The 16,797-nt window shown below is 52.1% G+C and carries 13 protein-coding genes; 5 read left to right on the top strand and 8 right to left on the bottom strand.

Annotation, left to right across the window (positions count from 1 at the left end; translation table 11 throughout):
- Positions 1–18: 18 nt before the first annotated feature.
- Positions 19–789 (bottom strand): ABC transporter permease, encoded by a 771-nt coding sequence (locus ABIE10_RS15195; RefSeq protein WP_003829467.1) that lies wholly within the window; start codon positions 787–789, stop codon positions 19–21.
- Entirely contained in the window at positions 786–1,712 is a 927-nt protein-coding gene (locus tag ABIE10_RS15190; protein ID WP_046275357.1) for an ABC transporter ATP-binding protein, read from the bottom strand. Before ABIE10_RS15190 ends, ABIE10_RS15195 begins: the two co-directional genes overlap by 4 nt.
- Before the next feature lie 101 nt (positions 1,713–1,813).
- Between ABIE10_RS15190 and can the strand changes: the two genes are divergently transcribed.
- On the top strand, positions 1,814–2,503 hold the full coding sequence (gene can / locus ABIE10_RS15185; RefSeq protein WP_016151733.1) for a carbonate dehydratase: 690 nt from the start codon (positions 1,814–1,816) through the stop codon (positions 2,501–2,503).
- 70 nt (positions 2,504–2,573) lie between these two features.
- Here the strand turns inward: can and hpt are convergent, their stop codons facing one another.
- On the bottom strand, positions 2,574–3,110 hold the full coding sequence (hpt, locus tag ABIE10_RS15180; RefSeq protein ID WP_016151732.1) for a hypoxanthine phosphoribosyltransferase: 537 nt from the start codon (positions 3,108–3,110) through the stop codon (positions 2,574–2,576).
- A gap of 203 nt (positions 3,111–3,313) precedes the next feature.
- On the opposite strand from hpt, the gene ABIE10_RS15175 reads away from it, so the two are divergent.
- Entirely contained in the window at positions 3,314–5,704 is a 2,391-nt protein-coding gene (locus tag ABIE10_RS15175) for a glucose/quinate/shikimate family membrane-bound PQQ-dependent dehydrogenase (RefSeq protein ID WP_429156206.1), read from the top strand.
- Between the two features lie 34 nt (positions 5,705–5,738).
- Here ABIE10_RS15175 and ABIE10_RS15170 read toward each other — a convergent pair whose 3' ends face one another.
- Both ABIE10_RS15170 and cueO read right to left on the bottom strand, forming a co-directional pair.
- Entirely contained in the window at positions 5,739–6,260 is a 522-nt protein-coding gene (locus ABIE10_RS15170; RefSeq protein ID WP_016155709.1) for a hypothetical protein, read from the bottom strand.
- Between the two features lie 121 nt (positions 6,261–6,381).
- A complete protein-coding gene (gene cueO / locus ABIE10_RS15165) occupies positions 6,382–7,998 on the bottom strand; it encodes a multicopper oxidase CueO (protein WP_181598580.1) in 1,617 nt (538 codons plus the stop codon).
- A 153-nt stretch (positions 7,999–8,151) separates the two neighbouring features.
- Here cueO and ABIE10_RS15160 point away from each other — a divergent pair, with 153 nt between their 5' ends.
- The gene (locus tag ABIE10_RS15160) at positions 8,152–8,499 is read left to right on the top strand and encodes a YacC family pilotin-like protein (protein ID WP_003018667.1); all 348 of its coding nucleotides are present in this window, start codon (positions 8,152–8,154) and stop codon (positions 8,497–8,499) included.
- 27 nt (positions 8,500–8,526) lie between these two features.
- Here the strand turns inward: ABIE10_RS15160 and ABIE10_RS15155 are convergent, their stop codons facing one another.
- Positions 8,527–9,522 (bottom strand): LacI family DNA-binding transcriptional regulator, encoded by a 996-nt coding sequence (locus ABIE10_RS15155; RefSeq protein ID WP_103766822.1) that lies wholly within the window; start codon positions 9,520–9,522, stop codon positions 8,527–8,529.
- 238 nt (positions 9,523–9,760) lie between these two features.
- Here ABIE10_RS15155 and ABIE10_RS15150 point away from each other — a divergent pair, with 238 nt between their 5' ends.
- Positions 9,761–11,164, top strand: coding sequence for a sugar porter family MFS transporter (locus ABIE10_RS15150; RefSeq protein WP_181546585.1), 1,404 nt, complete (start codon positions 9,761–9,763; stop codon positions 11,162–11,164).
- Positions 11,165–11,181: 17 nt separating this feature from the next.
- Complete coding sequence (locus tag ABIE10_RS15145) at positions 11,182–13,245, top strand: glycoside hydrolase family 36 protein (protein WP_429156204.1); 2,064 nt, start codon at positions 11,182–11,184, stop codon at positions 13,243–13,245.
- A gap of 83 nt (positions 13,246–13,328) precedes the next feature.
- On the opposite strand, the gene yacL is transcribed toward ABIE10_RS15145, so the two are convergent.
- Together yacL and acnB are read right to left on the bottom strand one after the other, a co-directional pair.
- The gene (gene yacL / locus ABIE10_RS15140) at positions 13,329–13,691 is read right to left on the bottom strand and encodes a protein YacL (protein ID WP_075847966.1); all 363 of its coding nucleotides are present in this window, start codon (positions 13,689–13,691) and stop codon (positions 13,329–13,331) included.
- Between the two features lie 174 nt (positions 13,692–13,865).
- The gene (gene acnB / locus ABIE10_RS15135) at positions 13,866–16,463 is read right to left on the bottom strand and encodes a bifunctional aconitate hydratase 2/2-methylisocitrate dehydratase (RefSeq protein ID WP_016151723.1); all 2,598 of its coding nucleotides are present in this window, start codon (positions 16,461–16,463) and stop codon (positions 13,866–13,868) included.
- Positions 16,464–16,797 lie beyond the last annotated feature (334 nt).

The raw sequence follows: 16,797 nt of genomic DNA, 5'->3' as shown, positions 1-16,797 counted from the left end.
AAGGAGAGGAAGAAAGACTTAGCTGCGCAGGCCGCGTCCGCGCTGAATCAGGTACCAGCACAGCAAATAAAACGCCGCGATAAACACCACCAGCACGCCAAAGGTCGTGACCAGCGGAACATCGTGGATCCCCAGGAAGCCGTAACGGAAACCGCTAATCATGTAGACAATCGGGTTCAGATGGGACAGTCCCTGCCAGAACGGCGGCAGCAACGTTAACGAATAGAAAACGCCGCCCAGATAGGTCAGCGGAGTCAGCACGAAGGTTGGGATCAGGCTGATATCGTCAAAGGTTTTAGCGAAAACCGCGTTCAACAGACCGGCCAACGAAAACAGCACCGCCGTTAACACCAGCGTAAGCGCCACAAAGACCCAGGAATGCACCTGGAACGGCACAAAGAACAGCGAAATCGCTGTTACCAGGATCCCTACGCACAGGCCACGCGCCACGCCGCCGCCAACAAAACCGGCGATGATCACGTGCGTCGGTACCGGAGCGACCAGTAGCTCTTCAATGTTGCGTTGAAACTTGGCGCTGAAGAATGACGATGCCACGTTAGCGTACGAGTTGGTAATTACCGCCATCATAATCAGCCCTGGCACGATAAACTGCATGTAGCTAAAACCATGCATTTCGCCGATTCGCGAGCCGATCAGGTTACCAAAGATAATAAAATAGAGCGTCATAGTAATGACGGGAGGAACCAGAGTCTGGACCCAGATACGCATAAAGCGGTGGATCTCTTTCGCCCAGATGCTTTTCAGCGCAACCCAATAAAGCTGCATCATGCGCGATCTCCTTGTTTTTCATGCACCAGAGAAACAAACAGTTCTTCCAGTCGGTTCGCTTTGTTTCGCATACTCAATACCTGAATGCCCTGGGCGCTCAGCTGTGAGAACACGCTGTTGACCCCTTGTTCACGCAGGACTTCCACTTCCAGCGTGGAGGTATCCACCAGCCGGTATTGATAGCCCTCCAGTTTTGGCAGCGGGCTTTTCGGCGCCAGATCGAGAATAAAGGTCTCGGATTTCAGCTTAGAGAGCAGGCTCTTCATCGAGGTGTTTTCCACCAGCTCGCCGTGCTGAATAATGCCGATGTTGCGACACAGCATTTCCGCTTCTTCGAGGTAGTGAGTGGTCAGAATAATGGTGGTGCCTTTGTCGTTTAAATCCTTTAAAAAGCCCCACATTGAACGACGCAGTTCAATGTCGACCCCCGCCGTCGGTTCATCAAGGATGAGTAATTTAGGCTCGTGCATTAGTGCGCGGGCAATCATCAGACGGCGTTTCATCCCGCCGGAGAGCATGCGCGCGCGCTCGTTACGTTTTTCCCATAAATCGAGCTGCTTTAAATATAGTTCGCTGCGTTTGACCGCCTCTTTATACTCAACGCCGTAATAACCCGCCTGGTTGACTACGATCTGCTGCACGGTTTCAAACGGGTTAAAGTTAAACTCCTGCGGTACCAGACCAAGCTGGCGTTTCGCATTAACGGTATCTTTTTCAAGATCGTATCCGAAGACGCTCACCCGCCCAGAGGTTTTATTCACCAGCGAGCTGATTATCCCGATGGTGGTGGACTTGCCTGCGCCATTCGGTCCCAAAAGCGCATAAAAATCCCCCGCTTCGACTTGCAAATCTATTCCGCGTAACGCCTGAACGCCACCGGGATAGGTTTTTTTAAGTTGTTGAAGTTCCAGAGCAATGGTCATGGTTTTTTACTTACCTTACATTCTAATGCTTGATATTTGGTTTTAATAAATCAGGAGTTACCCTATATTAGCGCAACGCAATTCAATTGGTTACAGCCTCCATGAAAGACATAGATACACTCATCAGCAACAACGCGCTATGGTCAAAGATGCTGGTAGAAGAGGATCCCGGATTTTTTGAAACGCTGACTCACGCACAAAATCCGCGCTTTTTATGGATTGGATGTTCCGACAGTCGCGTTCCCGCAGAACGTTTAACCGGTCTTGAGCCGGGTGAATTATTTGTTCACCGTAATGTTGCCAATCTGGTTATTCACACCGACCTGAACTGTCTCTCAGTGGTTCAGTATGCGGTGGATGTGCTGGAAGTGGAACATATTATTATTTGCGGCCACTATGGATGTGGTGGCGTACAGGCGGCTATTGAAAATAAAGAACAGGGGCTGATTGATAACTGGTTACTGCATATTCGCGATATCTGGTTTAAACACAGTTCACTGCTGGGTGAAATGCCGCAGGAACGTCGCATTGACACCCTGTGCGAACTGAATGTAATGGAGCAGGTCTACAACTTGGGCCACTCAACCATCATGCGTTCAGCATGGAAGCGCGGTCAGAAAGTTACCATTCACGGCTGGGCTTACGGTATTCATGATGGCCTGCTGCGCGATCTGGACGTCACCGCCACCAGTCGCGAGACGCTGGAGCAGCGCTATCGCCAGGGGCTGTCTAACCTCAGCCAGAAACATACCAATCACAAGCAGATACCAACAAGCGGCAGCGACGCTTAAGTCGCTTTTCGGCCTGCGGGGAAGTATCGTGCAGGCCGAATAAGCAAAGCGCCATCAGGCGCTCCCGACATTACTCGTCCAGCAGCACCACTTTGCCAACGTACGGCAGATGGCGATAACGCTGGGCATAGTCAATGCCATAGCCGACAACAAACTCATCTGGGATAGAGAATCCGATAAACTCAACCGGAACATCTACTTCACGACGGGTAGGTTTGTCCAGCAGCGTACAAATAGCCAGGGATTTCGGCTCGCGCAGGCTCAGAATCTCACGCACTTTGGACAACGTGTTACCGGAGTCGATGATGTCTTCGACAATCAGCACGTCCTTGCCACGAATGTCTTCATCCAGGTCTTTCAGGATTTTAACATCGCGCGTGGTGGACATTCCGCTGCCATAGCTGGAAGCAGTCATGAAATCGACTTCGTGGGAGACATGCACTTCACGGCACAGGTCGGCCATAAACATAAATGAGCCGCGTAACAGACCAACCAGCACCATATCGCTGCCGCTGTCCTTGTAACGTTCGTTAATCTGACGTCCCAGTTCAGCAATACGCGCTTTGATCTCCGCTTCCGGGATCATGACTTCAACAGTATGTTTCATATCTCTAACCATATGATTTAAAAACAAATCACTCAATGCTAACTTTTAATACGTCAGCATCTAAGCGCAAGGCACGCAGTATACCAGCAAAAGCATTCATACGCGGCATCTGTTGATAAAGTTCATAATGTGACGTTTATCACGCGTTTTAGCTCCTATAATTAACTGCTATTAAAGAAATAACACCTGTGATGGTATTTTTTATGGCAAATAACAACGTACGTTCTCAACGGCTTATCGTGACCCTGAGCGCCCTGTTTGCGGCACTTTGTGGACTATATCTCCTGATTGGTGGAGGCTGGCTGGTCGCCATCGGTGGCTCCTGGTATTACCCGATCGCGGGCCTTGCCATGCTCGGTGTGGCTCTCCTGCTGTGGCGCAGTAACCGCTCCGCCCTTTGGCTGTATGCCGCCCTGCTTCTCGCCACCATGATTTGGGGCGTCTGGGAAGTCGGCTTTGATTTCTGGGCGCTGACGCCGCGTAGCGACATCCTGGTCTTCTTTGGTATCTGGCTTATCCTGCCTTTCGTCTGGCATCGCCTGATTATCCCTTCCAGGGGCGCAGTAGCAGCGCTGGTGGTGGCCTTGCTGATTAGCGGCGGTATCCTGACCTGGGCTGGCTTCAACGATCCACAAGAGGTTCACGGCACGCTGAGTGCAGATACCTCTCAGGCCGATGCAATCTCAGCGGTTGCCGACGAGGATTGGCCGGCTTACGGTCGCAATCAGGAAGGTCAGCGCTACTCACCGTTAAAACAAATTAACGCTGGCAACGTTCATCAGTTGAAAGAAGCCTGGGTATTTCGTACCGGGGATTTAAAACAACCCAACGATCCCGGTGAAATCACCAATGAAGTCACGCCAATAAAAGTAGGGGATACTCTTTATCTGTGTACCGCCCACCAGCGGCTGTTCGCCCTGGATGCGGCCAGCGGGAAAGAGAAGTGGCATTTCGATCCCCAACTCAATACCAATACCAGCTTCCAGCACGTAACCTGTCGCGGCGTTTCTTATCATGAAGCCAGACCGGATACGGCTTCTGCAGAGGTGATGGCCGACTGTCCGCGCCGCATCCTTTTGCCGGTAAATGATGGTCGACTGTTTGCCTTGAATGCCGAGACCGGCAAGCTGTGCGAAACCTTCGCCAATAAAGGTATTTTAAATCTGCAGACCAATATGCCGGATACCTCACCGGGCCTGTACGAACCAACGTCTCCCCCGATAATCACCGATAAAACTATCGTTATTGCCGGGTCGGTAACCGATAACTACTCAACCCGCGAAACATCCGGGGTGATACGTGGTTTTGACGTCAATAACGGCAAGCTTCTATGGGCGTTTGATCCCGGTGCCAAGGATCCTAATTTCATCCCGTCAGATGAACATACCTTCACCTTTAACTCACCCAACTCCTGGGCGCCTGCGGCCTACGACGCGAAGCTGGATCTGGTGTATCTGCCCATGGGCGTTACCACGCCGGATATCTGGGGCGGTAACCGCACACCGGAACAGGAACGTTACGCCAGCGCCATTCTGGCGTTAAATGCCACGACCGGGAAATTGGCCTGGAGCTATCAGACCGTTCACCACGATCTGTGGGATATGGACTTACCGGCGCAGCCAACCCTGGCGGATATCAACGTCAATGGAGAGAAAATTCCGGTCATTTATGCCCCGGCAAAAACCGGTAATATCTTTGTGCTCGACCGCCGTAATGGTGAACTGGTGGTGCCTGCCCCGGAAAAACCGGTGCCGCAAGGTGCAGCCAAAGGTGATTATGTCAGCAAAACCCAGCCGTTCTCCGATCTCAGTTTCCGTCCGCAAAAAGATCTCAGTGGTGCGGATATGTGGGGCGCAACCATGTTTGACCAGTTGGTGTGCCGCGTAATGTTCCACCAGCTGCGCTATGAAGGCATTTTTACCCCGCCTTCAGAGCAAGGCACTCTGGTGTTCCCGGGTAACCTCGGCATGTTCGAATGGGGCGGTATTTCCGTTGATCCCAACCGTCAGGTAGCCATTGCCAACCCGATGGCGCTGCCGTTCGTTTCTAAGCTGATCCCACGCGGTCCCGGCAATCCGATGGAGCCGCCGAAAGATGCCAAAGGTACTGGCACAGAGTCCGGTATTCAGCCGCAGTACGGCGTACCGTTCGGCGTAACGCTCAATCCGTTCCTTTCACCATTTGGTCTGCCGTGTAAACAGCCAGCATGGGGCTACATTTCCGCCGTAGATCTGAAAACCAATCAAGTGGTATGGAAAAAACGCATTGGCACGCCACAGGACAGCATGCCATTCCCAATGCCGGTTCCGGTGCCGTTCAATATGGGGATGCCGATGCTGGGTGGACCTATCTCCACCGCGGGTAACGTGCTGTTTATAGCTGCGACTGCCGATAACTATCTGCGCGCATACAACATGAGCAACGGTGAAAAACTGTGGCAGGGTCGGCTTCCGGCAGGCGGCCAGGCAACGCCGATGACGTATGAAGTTAACGGTAAGCAGTATGTGGTGATATCAGCCGGGGGCCACGGCTCATTTGGCACTAAGATGGGCGATTATATCGTGGCATACGCGTTGCCGGACGACGCGAAGTAAAATGGACAACGCCCGCTAATCAGCGGGCGTTTTTTTATTCAAACTTCAGTGACAGTAACGACGCTTTTGCGGCTTCCTGATACTGAGCCACCAGATCTTTGGTCATATTGAAGGAGACCTGCACCGCTTTCTCGTTTTGCGAGGTAATCAGCAGCATATTGAGAATTTCAGTATCCGGCGCTTGAGAACGGAAAGTAATCAGCCACGCTTTATGTCCATCAACCGTGACAGGTTCCGCCTGCGGCTTGAAATTGGTCAGCATCTTCAGCGTCGCATCCTTTGCCATATCCAACTGAGCGGCAGGCAACGCGTTGCGCCCGGCAGTAATACCTAGAGACGCTTTACCGCGTTCGTCACCGTAAATCACCTGTGGACGGTTTTCAGAAGGGTATTTGATTTTTGCCATTTCGTCCGGCATTGGCGTGAGCGTCTGCGGAATTTCGAGACTTAAATTCAGTTTTGAAATCTGTTGGCGTTCCATCTTCATCGCAGCCTGTGCCGAAACCGCCAGAAGCATAATAAAAGATGCCGTCAGTACTTTACGCAAAAGGGTCATGAATACCTCGTGATGAGTGATTAACCTCATCAGTATATGAATGCTTTTACTCGACGATAGAGTAATAATCCGTTTTTGGAATAAACATTTAGCGGATAGCGCCACCGCTATCCGCCGCTGTTTATACGGTAAAACCGAGCATCATCCCGGTATCCTCATGCTCTAACAAATGGCAGTGCGCCATATAGGCATGTTCCTTTGGCGCGTCGTGGTCAAATTTCACCAGCACCTCGCTCACGCCGCCCTCAACCCGCACCGTATCTTTCCATCCCGCGCGGTGCGCAGCAGGTGCTTTGCCATTTTCAGACAGAATACGGAACTGCGTGCCGTGAATGTGGAACGGATGCAGCATCATGTCGCCCTGACCGGAAATCACCCAGCGTTCGTGTTGACCTTTCGCCGCGGCAAACATCGGTTTATTCATATCAAACGCCTGACCATTAATCCGGTTGGCATTATGGAAATCGAATGTTCCATGCTTCATGTTGCCCATGTCACCATGCTGCATATTCCCCATCTCACCGTGGTTCATATTGCCATGCTTCATGTTCCCGTGGCCCATATTGTCATTATTCATATGGCCCATCATCTTGCCATGATCCATACCCGCCATAGCCTGAGCGCCGTACTTCTTCATCAACATTTGCATGCCCATCATGTCGAGCATTGGGTCCATCGATAATTGCAGTTTGCGCACCGTCAGTCCCTCAAACGATGGCAGCGCCGGCATGGATGTCAGCGTATCCGGCAACGTGCCGGAAGCGGTAATCAGCAGCGGCTGAACGCGCATCACCGGATGCGGCTTATCAAATGGCGCAATCGCCATGCCCATCTGACCCACAGGCAGAGTGACCAAATCAAACGCTTTACCGTCGCTCACATCCACCAGCACTTCAAAGCGTTCGCCCATCAGCATAGGAAGTTCGGTCACTTTTACTGGCTCCGCCAACAGTCCGCCGTCGCTGGCAATAACGTACAAAGGACGATTGTCGCTGGCCGCGATATTCAGTGAGCGTGCGTTACAACCATTTAGCAGACGCAGGCGTAGCCAACCGCGCGGTGCAGCATGCTGAGGATAAATCGCCCCATTGGTTAGCAGCGTATCGCCAAACCAGCCGACGGCAGCGGTCATGATGTCCAGTTGATAGTTAACCTGACCATCAGCAGAGAACTGTTTATCCTGAATAATCACCGGCACATCATCAATGCCCCACTGCTTAGGCAGCAGCAGCTTGCGAATCTCTTCATCTTCAATCAGCACCAGTCCGGCCAGGCCCATCGCCACCTGATGACCGGTCTTCCCATGCTGATGCGGGTGGAACCAGCAGGTTGCCGCGCGCTGATCCGGTGTGAAGGTCACAGAACGTTTCCCACCCGCCGGAATAATACCCTGCGGGCCACCGTCGACTTCACCGGGGATTTCCAGCCCGTGCCAGTGCAACGTCGTCTCTTCGGCAAGCTGGTTATGGATATCCACCGTCACCGATTGCCCTTTACTCAGCTTGACCGCCGGCCCGAGCAAACTGCCGTTATATCCCCAGGTCGTGGCTGTTTTACCGGCAAAACTCGACTGTCCGGCTTGCACGATCAGCTGCATACGGTTAGAGGCATCTGCGGTTAACAGGTCTGGAATGGGTAATGCGGGACGGTCTGCAGCAAATACGCTCCGGCTCCACAGAGGTAACGCTGACGCGACGCCCAGCGCCACGGAGTACTTTAAAAAGTCACGACGTTGCATAATCACTTCCTTATATTCAGCAGCTTAAGCAGGCTATCTTTTAAGCATAACCCTTCCCCTTACGGGAAGGTCAAGTAAACGGCTAATAATAAAGGTCGTCGCTTCGCTCGCAGTGTGCTAACGTTTAAATTCCGTGATGCAGTGGTAGAAGCAATGAAGACGTTTTTCAGAACCGTTTTGTTCGGCAGCCTGATGGCCGTATGCGCAAACAGCTACGCGCTTAGTGAGTCCGAAGCCGAAGATATGGCCGATTTAACGGCAGTTTTTGTTTTTCTGAAAAATGACTGTGGATACCAGAATTTGCCAAATGGGCAGATTCGTCGCGCGCTGGTCTTTTTTGCCCAGCAAAACCAGTGGGACCTGAGTAATTACGACACCTTCAATATGAAAGCGTTGGGTGAAGACAGCTACCGCGACCTCAGCGGTATAGGCATCCCAACGGCCAAGAAATGCAAAGCGCTGGCACGTGACTCCCTGAGCCTGTTGGCTTACGTTAAATAGCCGCGCTGCGGAACCAGCAAGCTTCGCTTACTCTTTTACCGGCAACGTCAGCAACACTGATTTTGCCTGGTTTTCCCCTTTAGTGACTCTCAATATCGCCAGCCCCAGTTGCCGCCCAACCTCTTCGTGATCAACGGTAAAGAGACAACTCGACGACACCACTCGCACAGAAAAATCGCTGCTTGCCGTGGCACACAGCATGTTTTTTTCATTGAGTCCGCACTCGGGTAACGAGGCCAGATAGTGACTCGCCCCCATCAGTAAAAAGTCGTTGATGAAAATAATGAAATCAGGCCGCTCTGGCTGCTGTAGAAATTGCCGCGCGGCCTCTTCACCGGAAGATTCAGCTACGCTGCCAAAGAAAACCAACCCGTCATGGTAATGAATCCCTTGCACCGCCAACGCCTGCAAACAGCCGGTCAAGAACTGACGGCCATGCATACTGTCCGGGCCAAGCGTCGCAATGGCAATACGTTGCGCTCCGAGACGCAGTGCCGCACGCACGCATTGTTTCCCCATCTCCTCATGATGAAAATCGACCCAATTGAAGTTCCCGCCCAGCGAGCGGCTTTGCCCCATCGTCACAAAGGGAAACTTTAGTTCATCAAGCAGAAGGATCCGTTCATCATCAATACGAGTGTCTGTCAGGATAATCGCGTCAGCACGGTTCTGCTCAACAATTTTATGCAGCAGTTGTAGCTCACTTTCGCGATCGGTAGAAATATGGATGACCGGATCGATGGCACTCTCTTTTAAACTAGCCTGTAGCCCCCTGGCGATAGCCATAAAGAACGAGGCGGTATGGATATTGCCATCATCCGCTGCAGGCAGCAGCAGAGCCACGACCCCTGTTTTACCACTACGCAAATAGCGGGCTGATGCATTTGGCCGGTAACCCAGTTTATCCGCCGCTTCCAGTACCTTTTTACGTGTGTGGTTACTAATATCACTTTTATTATTTAGCGCTTTCGAAACCGTCGCTGTCGAAAGATTAAGATACGCCGCTAGCTCTTTTATATTCATATTTATTATGGACTAAATAGCTCTGAACAAGGATATTCCTGCCAATTTAACTGATTAGTTTTTACGTGACAATAAAAAACATTTCGACACGAGTTTATTGTGTAGCAACGATCACAATTATGCAGTTACAACCATTGAAATCATTATTTTTCAGATCTAGCATAAAACAATACGAAATCGATTAAGTATTAAAACAAAAAGCCCTGAAAATAATCATAGAAACAAAGGTACTTATATCATGACATTAGATAGTACGCTTCCAGCTGCGGCCAAAAAACATAAAACGCGCCCCCAAGTCATCTGGATTTGCCTGTTGGCTGCGCTCGCAGGGCTGTTATTTGGCCTGGATATCGGCGTCATTTCCGGCGCACTCCCGCTGATCGCTAAAGAGTATCAACTGCTGGATAGCCAGCAGGAGTGGGTGGTCAGTTCAATGATGGTCGGCGCCGCCGTCGCAACTCTGTGTAGCGGTTTTCTGGCCTATCGCCTGGGCCGTAAATACGCTTTATTAATCGCCGCGGCCTCCTTTTGCTTAGGAGCGATTATTTGTACCTGCGCAGTTGGCCCAGGGATGCTCATCGTCGGACGGCTGATCCTCGGCGTCGGTCTGGGTGTCGCATCTTATGCGACACCACTCTATCTTTCTGAAATAACGCCAAAAAACATTCGCGGTGCAATGATATCAGCCTATCAATTGATGATTGCGCTAGGCATCTTGCTGGTTTTTCTGACCAATACCGCCTTTAGCTACAGCGGCAACTGGCGCGGTATGCTGCTGGTTGTCGCCATCCCTTCACTGGTCTTTCTGTTCGGGGCGCTATTCCTGCCGCGCAGCCCGCGCTGGCTCATGATGCATGGCCGTGAAGAGGAGGCTCGGATAGTGTTAATCCGCCTGCGTAATAGCCGTGAAGAGGTGGAGAATGAGCTTAGCGAAATTAAAGAACAGCTCAACGTTAAGCAACAAGGTTGGAATTTATTCAAAGAAAACAGGAATTTTCGTCGCAGTGTTAGCCTGGGAATTATTTTGCAAATCATGCAGCAGTTCTCTGGCGTAAATGTGATGATGTATTACGCGCCGCGTATATTCCATGAAATTGGCTTCACTTCAACAGCCGAGCAGATGTGGGGCACGGTTATTGTGGGCTTCGTGATGACGCTCGCCACCTTTATTGCCGTCGGCTTCGTCGATCGCTGGGGACGAAAACCAATGCTGTACGCTGGTTTTATCACGATGGGTTTCGCTATGAGCATCGTAGGGACGTTGCTGGGTGGTGATGCGTTATCAGCGCTGGAGAAAGGTATCACGGTTACCATGCTGTTACTGTTTATCGTCGGCTTCTCCATGTCTGCCGGGCCGCTTATCTGGTTATTGTGCTCTGAGATTCAACCGCTGAAAGGCCGAGAATTTGGTATCACCTGCTCTACTTTTACCTGTCACATCGCCGGGATGATTGTCAGTGCAACCTTCCTGTCATTGCTAAATAGTTTAGGTAGCGCCCATACATTTTATTTATATGCGCTACTGAATATTGTCGCCCTCGTGATCATCTATCTTTTTGTGCCCGAAACAAAAAATATTTCACTGGAGCGCATTGAGCAAAACCTGATGGCAGGGAAAAAACTGCGAAATATCGGACAATAATACAAGGGTGCGACAAGATGAGCTTTATAGACTTTAAAGAAGATAACTTCCATATTTCCTTCGAGTTAAATGAAGAACAACAAATTTATATCAGCCAGTTTTTACTTGTCGGAAAGAGTGATGTACAGGGTGCATTCCCTCTTATTCAGGTGCATGTCAGTGGCCATAATCAAAACGATCACCACGCCCGTAAGCATACCGGTAGCGAACCAGGCTCCTCTCTGCGCTATCACGCCCATCGGGAAAGCGAAAATGCACAGGGGAAAAAACTGGAGATAGATCTACATAGTCCAGCGGTTCACGCCCGCTGGCATCTACAGCATTTTCGTGGGCTACAGGCGGCCCGCGTCTGGTGTGATATCCGTAACGCCAGCGCCGATACTATCGGCCTGGAGTATGTCAGTTCGCTGACGTTGTTCGCCATCGACAGCCTGCCCTGGCAAAAAAATAGCGTCCTGCATCTACCGCATAATAACTGGTACGGCGAAGCACAGTGGAAAAGCGCCACACCACCAGAGCTTGGGCTGGATAAGGTGAATGTCTTCTCCCTTAATCGTATCGCTATCGAAAACACAGGAACCTGGTCCAGTATTGGCTATCTTCCTATGGCGGCATTTGAAGACACGGCGGCAGGAACAACACTGCTCTGGCAAATTGAGCATAACGGTTCGTGGCAATGGGAGATCGGCGATTTCCGTAATCGTCTCTATTTGCAGGCTAGCGGGCCAACGGAAAACGAAAATCACTGGTGGAAACAACTACTACCCGGTGAAACCTTTACCTCCGTGCCTGTTGCCGTAAGCCAGGTACACGGCGGGCTGCAAGAGGCGCTACAAGAGATAACGCGCTATCGTCGACGAATAATGCGCCCTTCACAGGATAATGTGCAGCTACCAGTGATCTTCAATGATTATATGAACTGCCTCTCAGGTGACCCTACGACTGAAAAGTTGCTGCCGTTGATTGATGCAGCCGCAAAGGCTGGCTGCGAATATTTCTGCATTGATTGCGGTTGGTACTCGGACGGTGAATGGTGGGATGGCGTTGGTGAATGGCTGCCTTCATCCGCGCGTTTCCCTGGCGGTATCCACGAACCGCTTGAGTATATTGCCGCCAAAGGGATGAAATCAGGTCTGTGGTTAGAGCTTGAGGTCATGGGCATAGCTTGTCCGCTGGCGCAAAAGCTGCCCGATGAGTGTTTTTTCCAGCGTCATGGCAAACGGGTTATCGACCACCAGCGCTATCAGCTCGATTTCCGCCACCCATTGGTACAAGAACATGCCGAACGGATCATCACGCGCCTGGTCGAGGATTACGGTGTTAGCTATATCAAAATGGATTACAACATCAATGCAGGCAGCGGTACTGACTACCAGGCCGACAGCAGCGGCGACGGCCTGTTGCAGCATAACCGTGCCTATCTAACCTGGCTGCAGAAAACAATGCAACGCTACCCACAACTGGTGATCGAGAACTGCGGCAGCGGTGGTTTACGGATGGATTACGCGATGCTGCAACAGCACAGTATTCAATCCGTTACCGATCAAACCGACTATCGGCTCATGGCGGCTATCGCTGCCGCCGCAGCGTCAGCGGTCACTCCTGAGCAAGCTGCTATCTGGTCTTATCCACTGCGCGAGGGGGATCGGGAAGAAGTGGTGATGAATATGGTTAACAGCATGCTGCTGCGGGTGCATCAGAGTGGTCATCTGGCGGAGTTGAGTGAAGAACGTTTTGCGCTGGTTCAGGAAGGGATTGCGCTGTATAAAACGTTTCGCGAGAAAATTCCGCATCTACAGCCTTTCTGGCCGTTGGGTATGCCCACATTATCCTCACAGTGGTTGGCCTTTGGCCTGCGTAACGAGCATGAGGCGTGGCTCGCGGTATGGCGTATGGACAGCGAACAAGGAGCGATGACCGTCCCTCTCGCGCAACTCGCCACTATCACCTGCGTGTATCCCCAGGCCGAACAGTCGCGCTGCCAGCCTATACTCCAGTCGTCTGGTGCCTGCGTTTTTCTGAACCAAAAGATGACCGCAAGGTTATTTCACCTTACTTTTACCAGTGAATACACCCGATAACGGGCCTGCGAAAAAGTGCTCGGCTATCGGGTGCGCACAGCGCTCACCCGATAGTAATGCGGAGCCGAGTGGCTCCGCGTTGATTAGCGTTGTTGTACAAACTCGCGGTACGCCGCCACGACCTGAAGAAAGTCCTCTACGCCGCAAAGTGAAAAGCTCTCTTCGTCGTAGTAGCTCATCCCCTCTTCCATTTCATCTCCGGAGAATTCCAGTTGATTGGCGCGCACCATCACCTCTTCACCATCCAGCCAGAGCGTGTATTCATGCCCTGCTCGCTGCCAGGAGCGCTCACTGCCCTTCACCGCATGCGCCGCCTGTTCCACTTCATCAAGTAAGGCCAGGTTCTCTTTCACTTCTTCGTTAAACCAGTGCCCCACCACCTCGTGGCCCATGGACATACGCACTTTTACCACTCCGGTAATATCGCGCAGAAATTCGTAATCCATAATGTCTTCCTCTGCTCCCGGCAATGCGCCAATACCGCATTGCACCTTGCTGTAATTATCGCAGCAGCGCGGCAGAAAAAAAGCGTAGCGGGTATAAGGAATAGAAATAAAAATGCCCGGAGAAGCAGACTTCTCCGGGCATTGATGCGTTTTTACACAAATCGCGTTAGCGTATTACACCGCGGTCTGGAAAATCACACCATCGGCTTTCTCAGTATACTGAGACAGCTGGTCGAAGTTCAGATAACGGTAAGTATCCACCGCCGTCTTATCAACCTGCGCCACATAGGTCTGATACTCTTCCGCCGTCGGCAGTTTGCCAATCAGCGCCGCAACCGCCGCCAGCTCCGCAGAAGCCAGGTAGACGTTCGCCCCGGTACCTAAACGGTTCGGGAAGTTACGGGTAGAGGTCGAAACCACCGTTGCGCCGTCAGCCACACGCGCCTGGTTACCCATGCACAGCGAACAGCCAGGGATCTCAATACGCGCACCGCTCTTACCAAACACGCTGTAGTAGCCTTCTTCGGTCAGCTGCGCCGCATCCATACGGGTTGGCGGAGCCACCCACAGACGCGTCGGCAACTGGCCTTTGTGTGCATCCAGCAGTTTACCCGCCGCACGGAAGTGGCCGATGTTAGTCATGCAGGAGCCAATGAAGACTTCATCGATCTTCTCGCCCTGCACGTCAGACAGCAGACGCGCGTCGTCCGGATCGTTCGGTGCACACAGGATTGGCTCTTTGATATCCGCCAGATCGATGTCGATCACCGCCGCGTATTCTGCGTCAGCGTCGGCTTCCAGCAATTGCGGATCCGCCAGCCATTTTTCCATCCCCTGCACACGACGCTCCAGCGTACGGCGATCGCCGTAACCTTCAGCGATCATCCACTTCAGCAGAACGATGTTAGAGTTCAGATACTCAACGATCGGCTCTTTGTTCAGTTTGATAGTACAACCGGCAGCGGAACGTTCAGCGGAGGCATCGGTCAGTTCGAACGCCTGCTCCACTTTCAGATCCGGCAGACCTTCGATTTCGAGGATGCGGCCAGAGAAGATGTTTTTCTTACCTTTCTTCTCAACGGTCAGCAGACCCTGTTTGATCGCGTACAGCGGAATGGCGTGTACCAGATCGCGCAGGGTAATCCCCGGCTGCATTTTGCCTTTGAAACGCACCAGAACGGATTCCGGCATATCCAGCGGCATCACGCCGGTCGCAGCAGCAAACGCCACCAGGCCAGAACCCGCCGGGAAGGAGATGCCAATCGGGAAACGAGTATGGGAGTCACCGCCGGTGCCGACGGTATCCGGCAACAGCATGCGGTTCAGCCAGGAGTGGATTACGCCATCGCCCGGACGCAGCGACACGCCGCCACGGTTCATGATGAAGTCCGGCAGAGTGTGGTGCGTGGTCACGTCAACCGGCTTTGGATACGCGGCAGTGTGACAGAAGGACTGCATCACCAGGTCAGCAGAGAAGCCCAGGCACGCCAGGTCTTTCAGTTCATCACGGGTCATCGGGCCGGTGGTATCCTGAGAACCCACGGAGGTCATCTTCGGTTCGCAGTACGCGCCCGGACGGATACCTTTCACACCGCAGGCGCGGCCCACCATTTTCTGCGCCAGAGAGAAGCCGCGGCTGCTTTCCGCCACGTCTTTCGCCTGACGGAATACGTCGCTGTGCGGCAGTCCCAGCGCTTCGCGCGCTTTGGTAGTCAGGCCACGACCGATGATCAGCGGAATACGGCCACCAGCGCGCACTTCGTCGATCAGCACATCAGTTTTCAGCTCAAAGCTTGCCAGCAATTCGCCGGTTTCGTGGTTACGCACTTCTCCTTTGAACGGGTAAACGTCAATCACGTCGCCCATGTTCATGTTCGAAACGTCCACTTCGATTGGCAGTGCGCCCGCATCTTCCATGGTATTGAAGAAGATCGGTGCAATTTTGCCGCCGAGACACAGACCGCCGCCGCGCTTGTTCGGTACATGAGGGATATCATCGCCCATGAACCACAGTACGGAGTTGGTTGCAGATTTACGCGAAGAGCCAGTACCAACAACGTCACCCACATAAGCCAGCGGGTAGCCTTTTTTCTGCAGTTCTTCAATCTGTTTGATCGGGCCTACCGCGCCCGGCTGGTCCGGTTCGATACCTTCACGGGCGTTTTTCAGCATCGCCAGCGCGTGCAGAGGGATATCCGGGCGAGACCATGCGTCCGGTGCCGGAGAGAGGTCATCGGTGTTGGTTTCACCCGTCACTTTAAACACGGTAACGGTGATTTTTTCAGCCAGAGCTGGACGGTTCAGGAACCATTCGGCATCGGCCCAGGACTGCATTACCTGCTTCGCATATTCGTTGCCCGCTTTGGCTTTTTCTTCTACATCGTAGAAGTTATCGAACATCAGCAGCGTTGAAGAGAGCGCTTTGGCGGCAATCGGCGCCAGTTTCGCGTCGTCAAGCGCGTCGATCAGCGGATGAATGTTGTAACCACCCTGCATGGTGCCCAGCAGTTCAATGGCTTTTTCTGGAGTCACCAGCGGGGAGGTGGTGTCGCCTTTCGCGACGGCAGCGAGAAAACCCGCTTTAACATAAGCGGCTTCATCTACGCCAGGAGGAACGCGGTTGATCAACAGGTCTAACAGGAATTCTTCTTCGCCCACAGGCGGGGTCTTCAGCAGCTCGACAAGTGCGGCCATTTGGGTTGCGTCTAACGGTTTTGGCACAATCCCCTGGGCAGCACGCTCAGCTACGTGCTTACGGTATTCTTCTAGCACGACGATATCTCCTCGCTCTCATTGTCATAATGCGGCGCTTTTGTAGATGGGCGATTCTCTTCACGCTCCTGTGAGACAGTAGTTAGTAGGGTAAATGCCCGGTACCGCGTAAGGCACAATAACAGGATTTTCATTAAGTGTTAATCCGTTTACAAAAAAGCAACATAAAAAATTGGCTGAATCGTTAAGAATGGTGTAGCGACAAGGCGGGGCGTAATTTAGGCTCCCTAAAAACGATGTAAAACGGTTGATTTTCAAGCGCGACATGCTGAATATTCCAGCGATTTTTCAGCCATCAGATATAATTGTGTAATAAATCTTCACACTCTTTTTC

Origin of the sequence: Citrobacter sp. 506, from assembly GCF_050434985.1 — a bacterium.
GTDB classification, from domain to species: Bacteria; Pseudomonadota; Gammaproteobacteria; order Enterobacterales; family Enterobacteriaceae; genus Citrobacter; species Citrobacter braakii.
The sequence above is the reverse complement of the archived record's forward strand: the minus strand, read 5'-3'. Positions and strand labels throughout refer to the sequence as shown.

Bases quoted from the DNA above. Each gene is read 5' to 3' on its own strand.
- cueO (WP_181598580.1), bottom strand. From the start codon at position 7,998: ATGCAACGTCGTGACTTTTTAAAGTACTCCGTGGCGCTGGGCGTCGCG.
- ABIE10_RS15190 (WP_046275357.1), bottom strand. From the start codon at position 1,712: ATGACCATTGCTCTGGAACTTCAACAACTTAAAAAAACCTATCCCGGT.
- can (WP_016151733.1), top strand. From the start codon at position 1,814: ATGAAAGACATAGATACACTCATCAGCAACAACGCGCTATGGTCAAAG.
- ABIE10_RS15195 (WP_003829467.1), bottom strand. From the start codon at position 789: ATGATGCAGCTTTATTGGGTTGCGCTGAAAAGCATCTGGGCGAAAGAG.
- ABIE10_RS15155 (WP_103766822.1), bottom strand. From the start codon at position 9,522: ATGAATATAAAAGAGCTAGCGGCGTATCTTAATCTTTCGACAGCGACG.
- yacL (WP_075847966.1), bottom strand. From the start codon at position 13,691: ATGGATTACGAATTTCTGCGCGATATTACCGGAGTGGTAAAAGTGCGT.
- ABIE10_RS15145 (WP_429156204.1), top strand. From the start codon at position 11,182: ATGAGCTTTATAGACTTTAAAGAAGATAACTTCCATATTTCCTTCGAG.
- ABIE10_RS15175 (WP_429156206.1), top strand. From the start codon at position 3,314: ATGGCAAATAACAACGTACGTTCTCAACGGCTTATCGTGACCCTGAGC.
- ABIE10_RS15160 (WP_003018667.1), top strand. From the start codon at position 8,152: ATGAAGACGTTTTTCAGAACCGTTTTGTTCGGCAGCCTGATGGCCGTA.
- ABIE10_RS15170 (WP_016155709.1), bottom strand. From the start codon at position 6,260: ATGACCCTTTTGCGTAAAGTACTGACGGCATCTTTTATTATGCTTCTG.
- ABIE10_RS15150 (WP_181546585.1), top strand. From the start codon at position 9,761: ATGACATTAGATAGTACGCTTCCAGCTGCGGCCAAAAAACATAAAACG.
- hpt (WP_016151732.1), bottom strand. From the start codon at position 3,110: ATGAAACATACTGTTGAAGTCATGATCCCGGAAGCGGAGATCAAAGCG.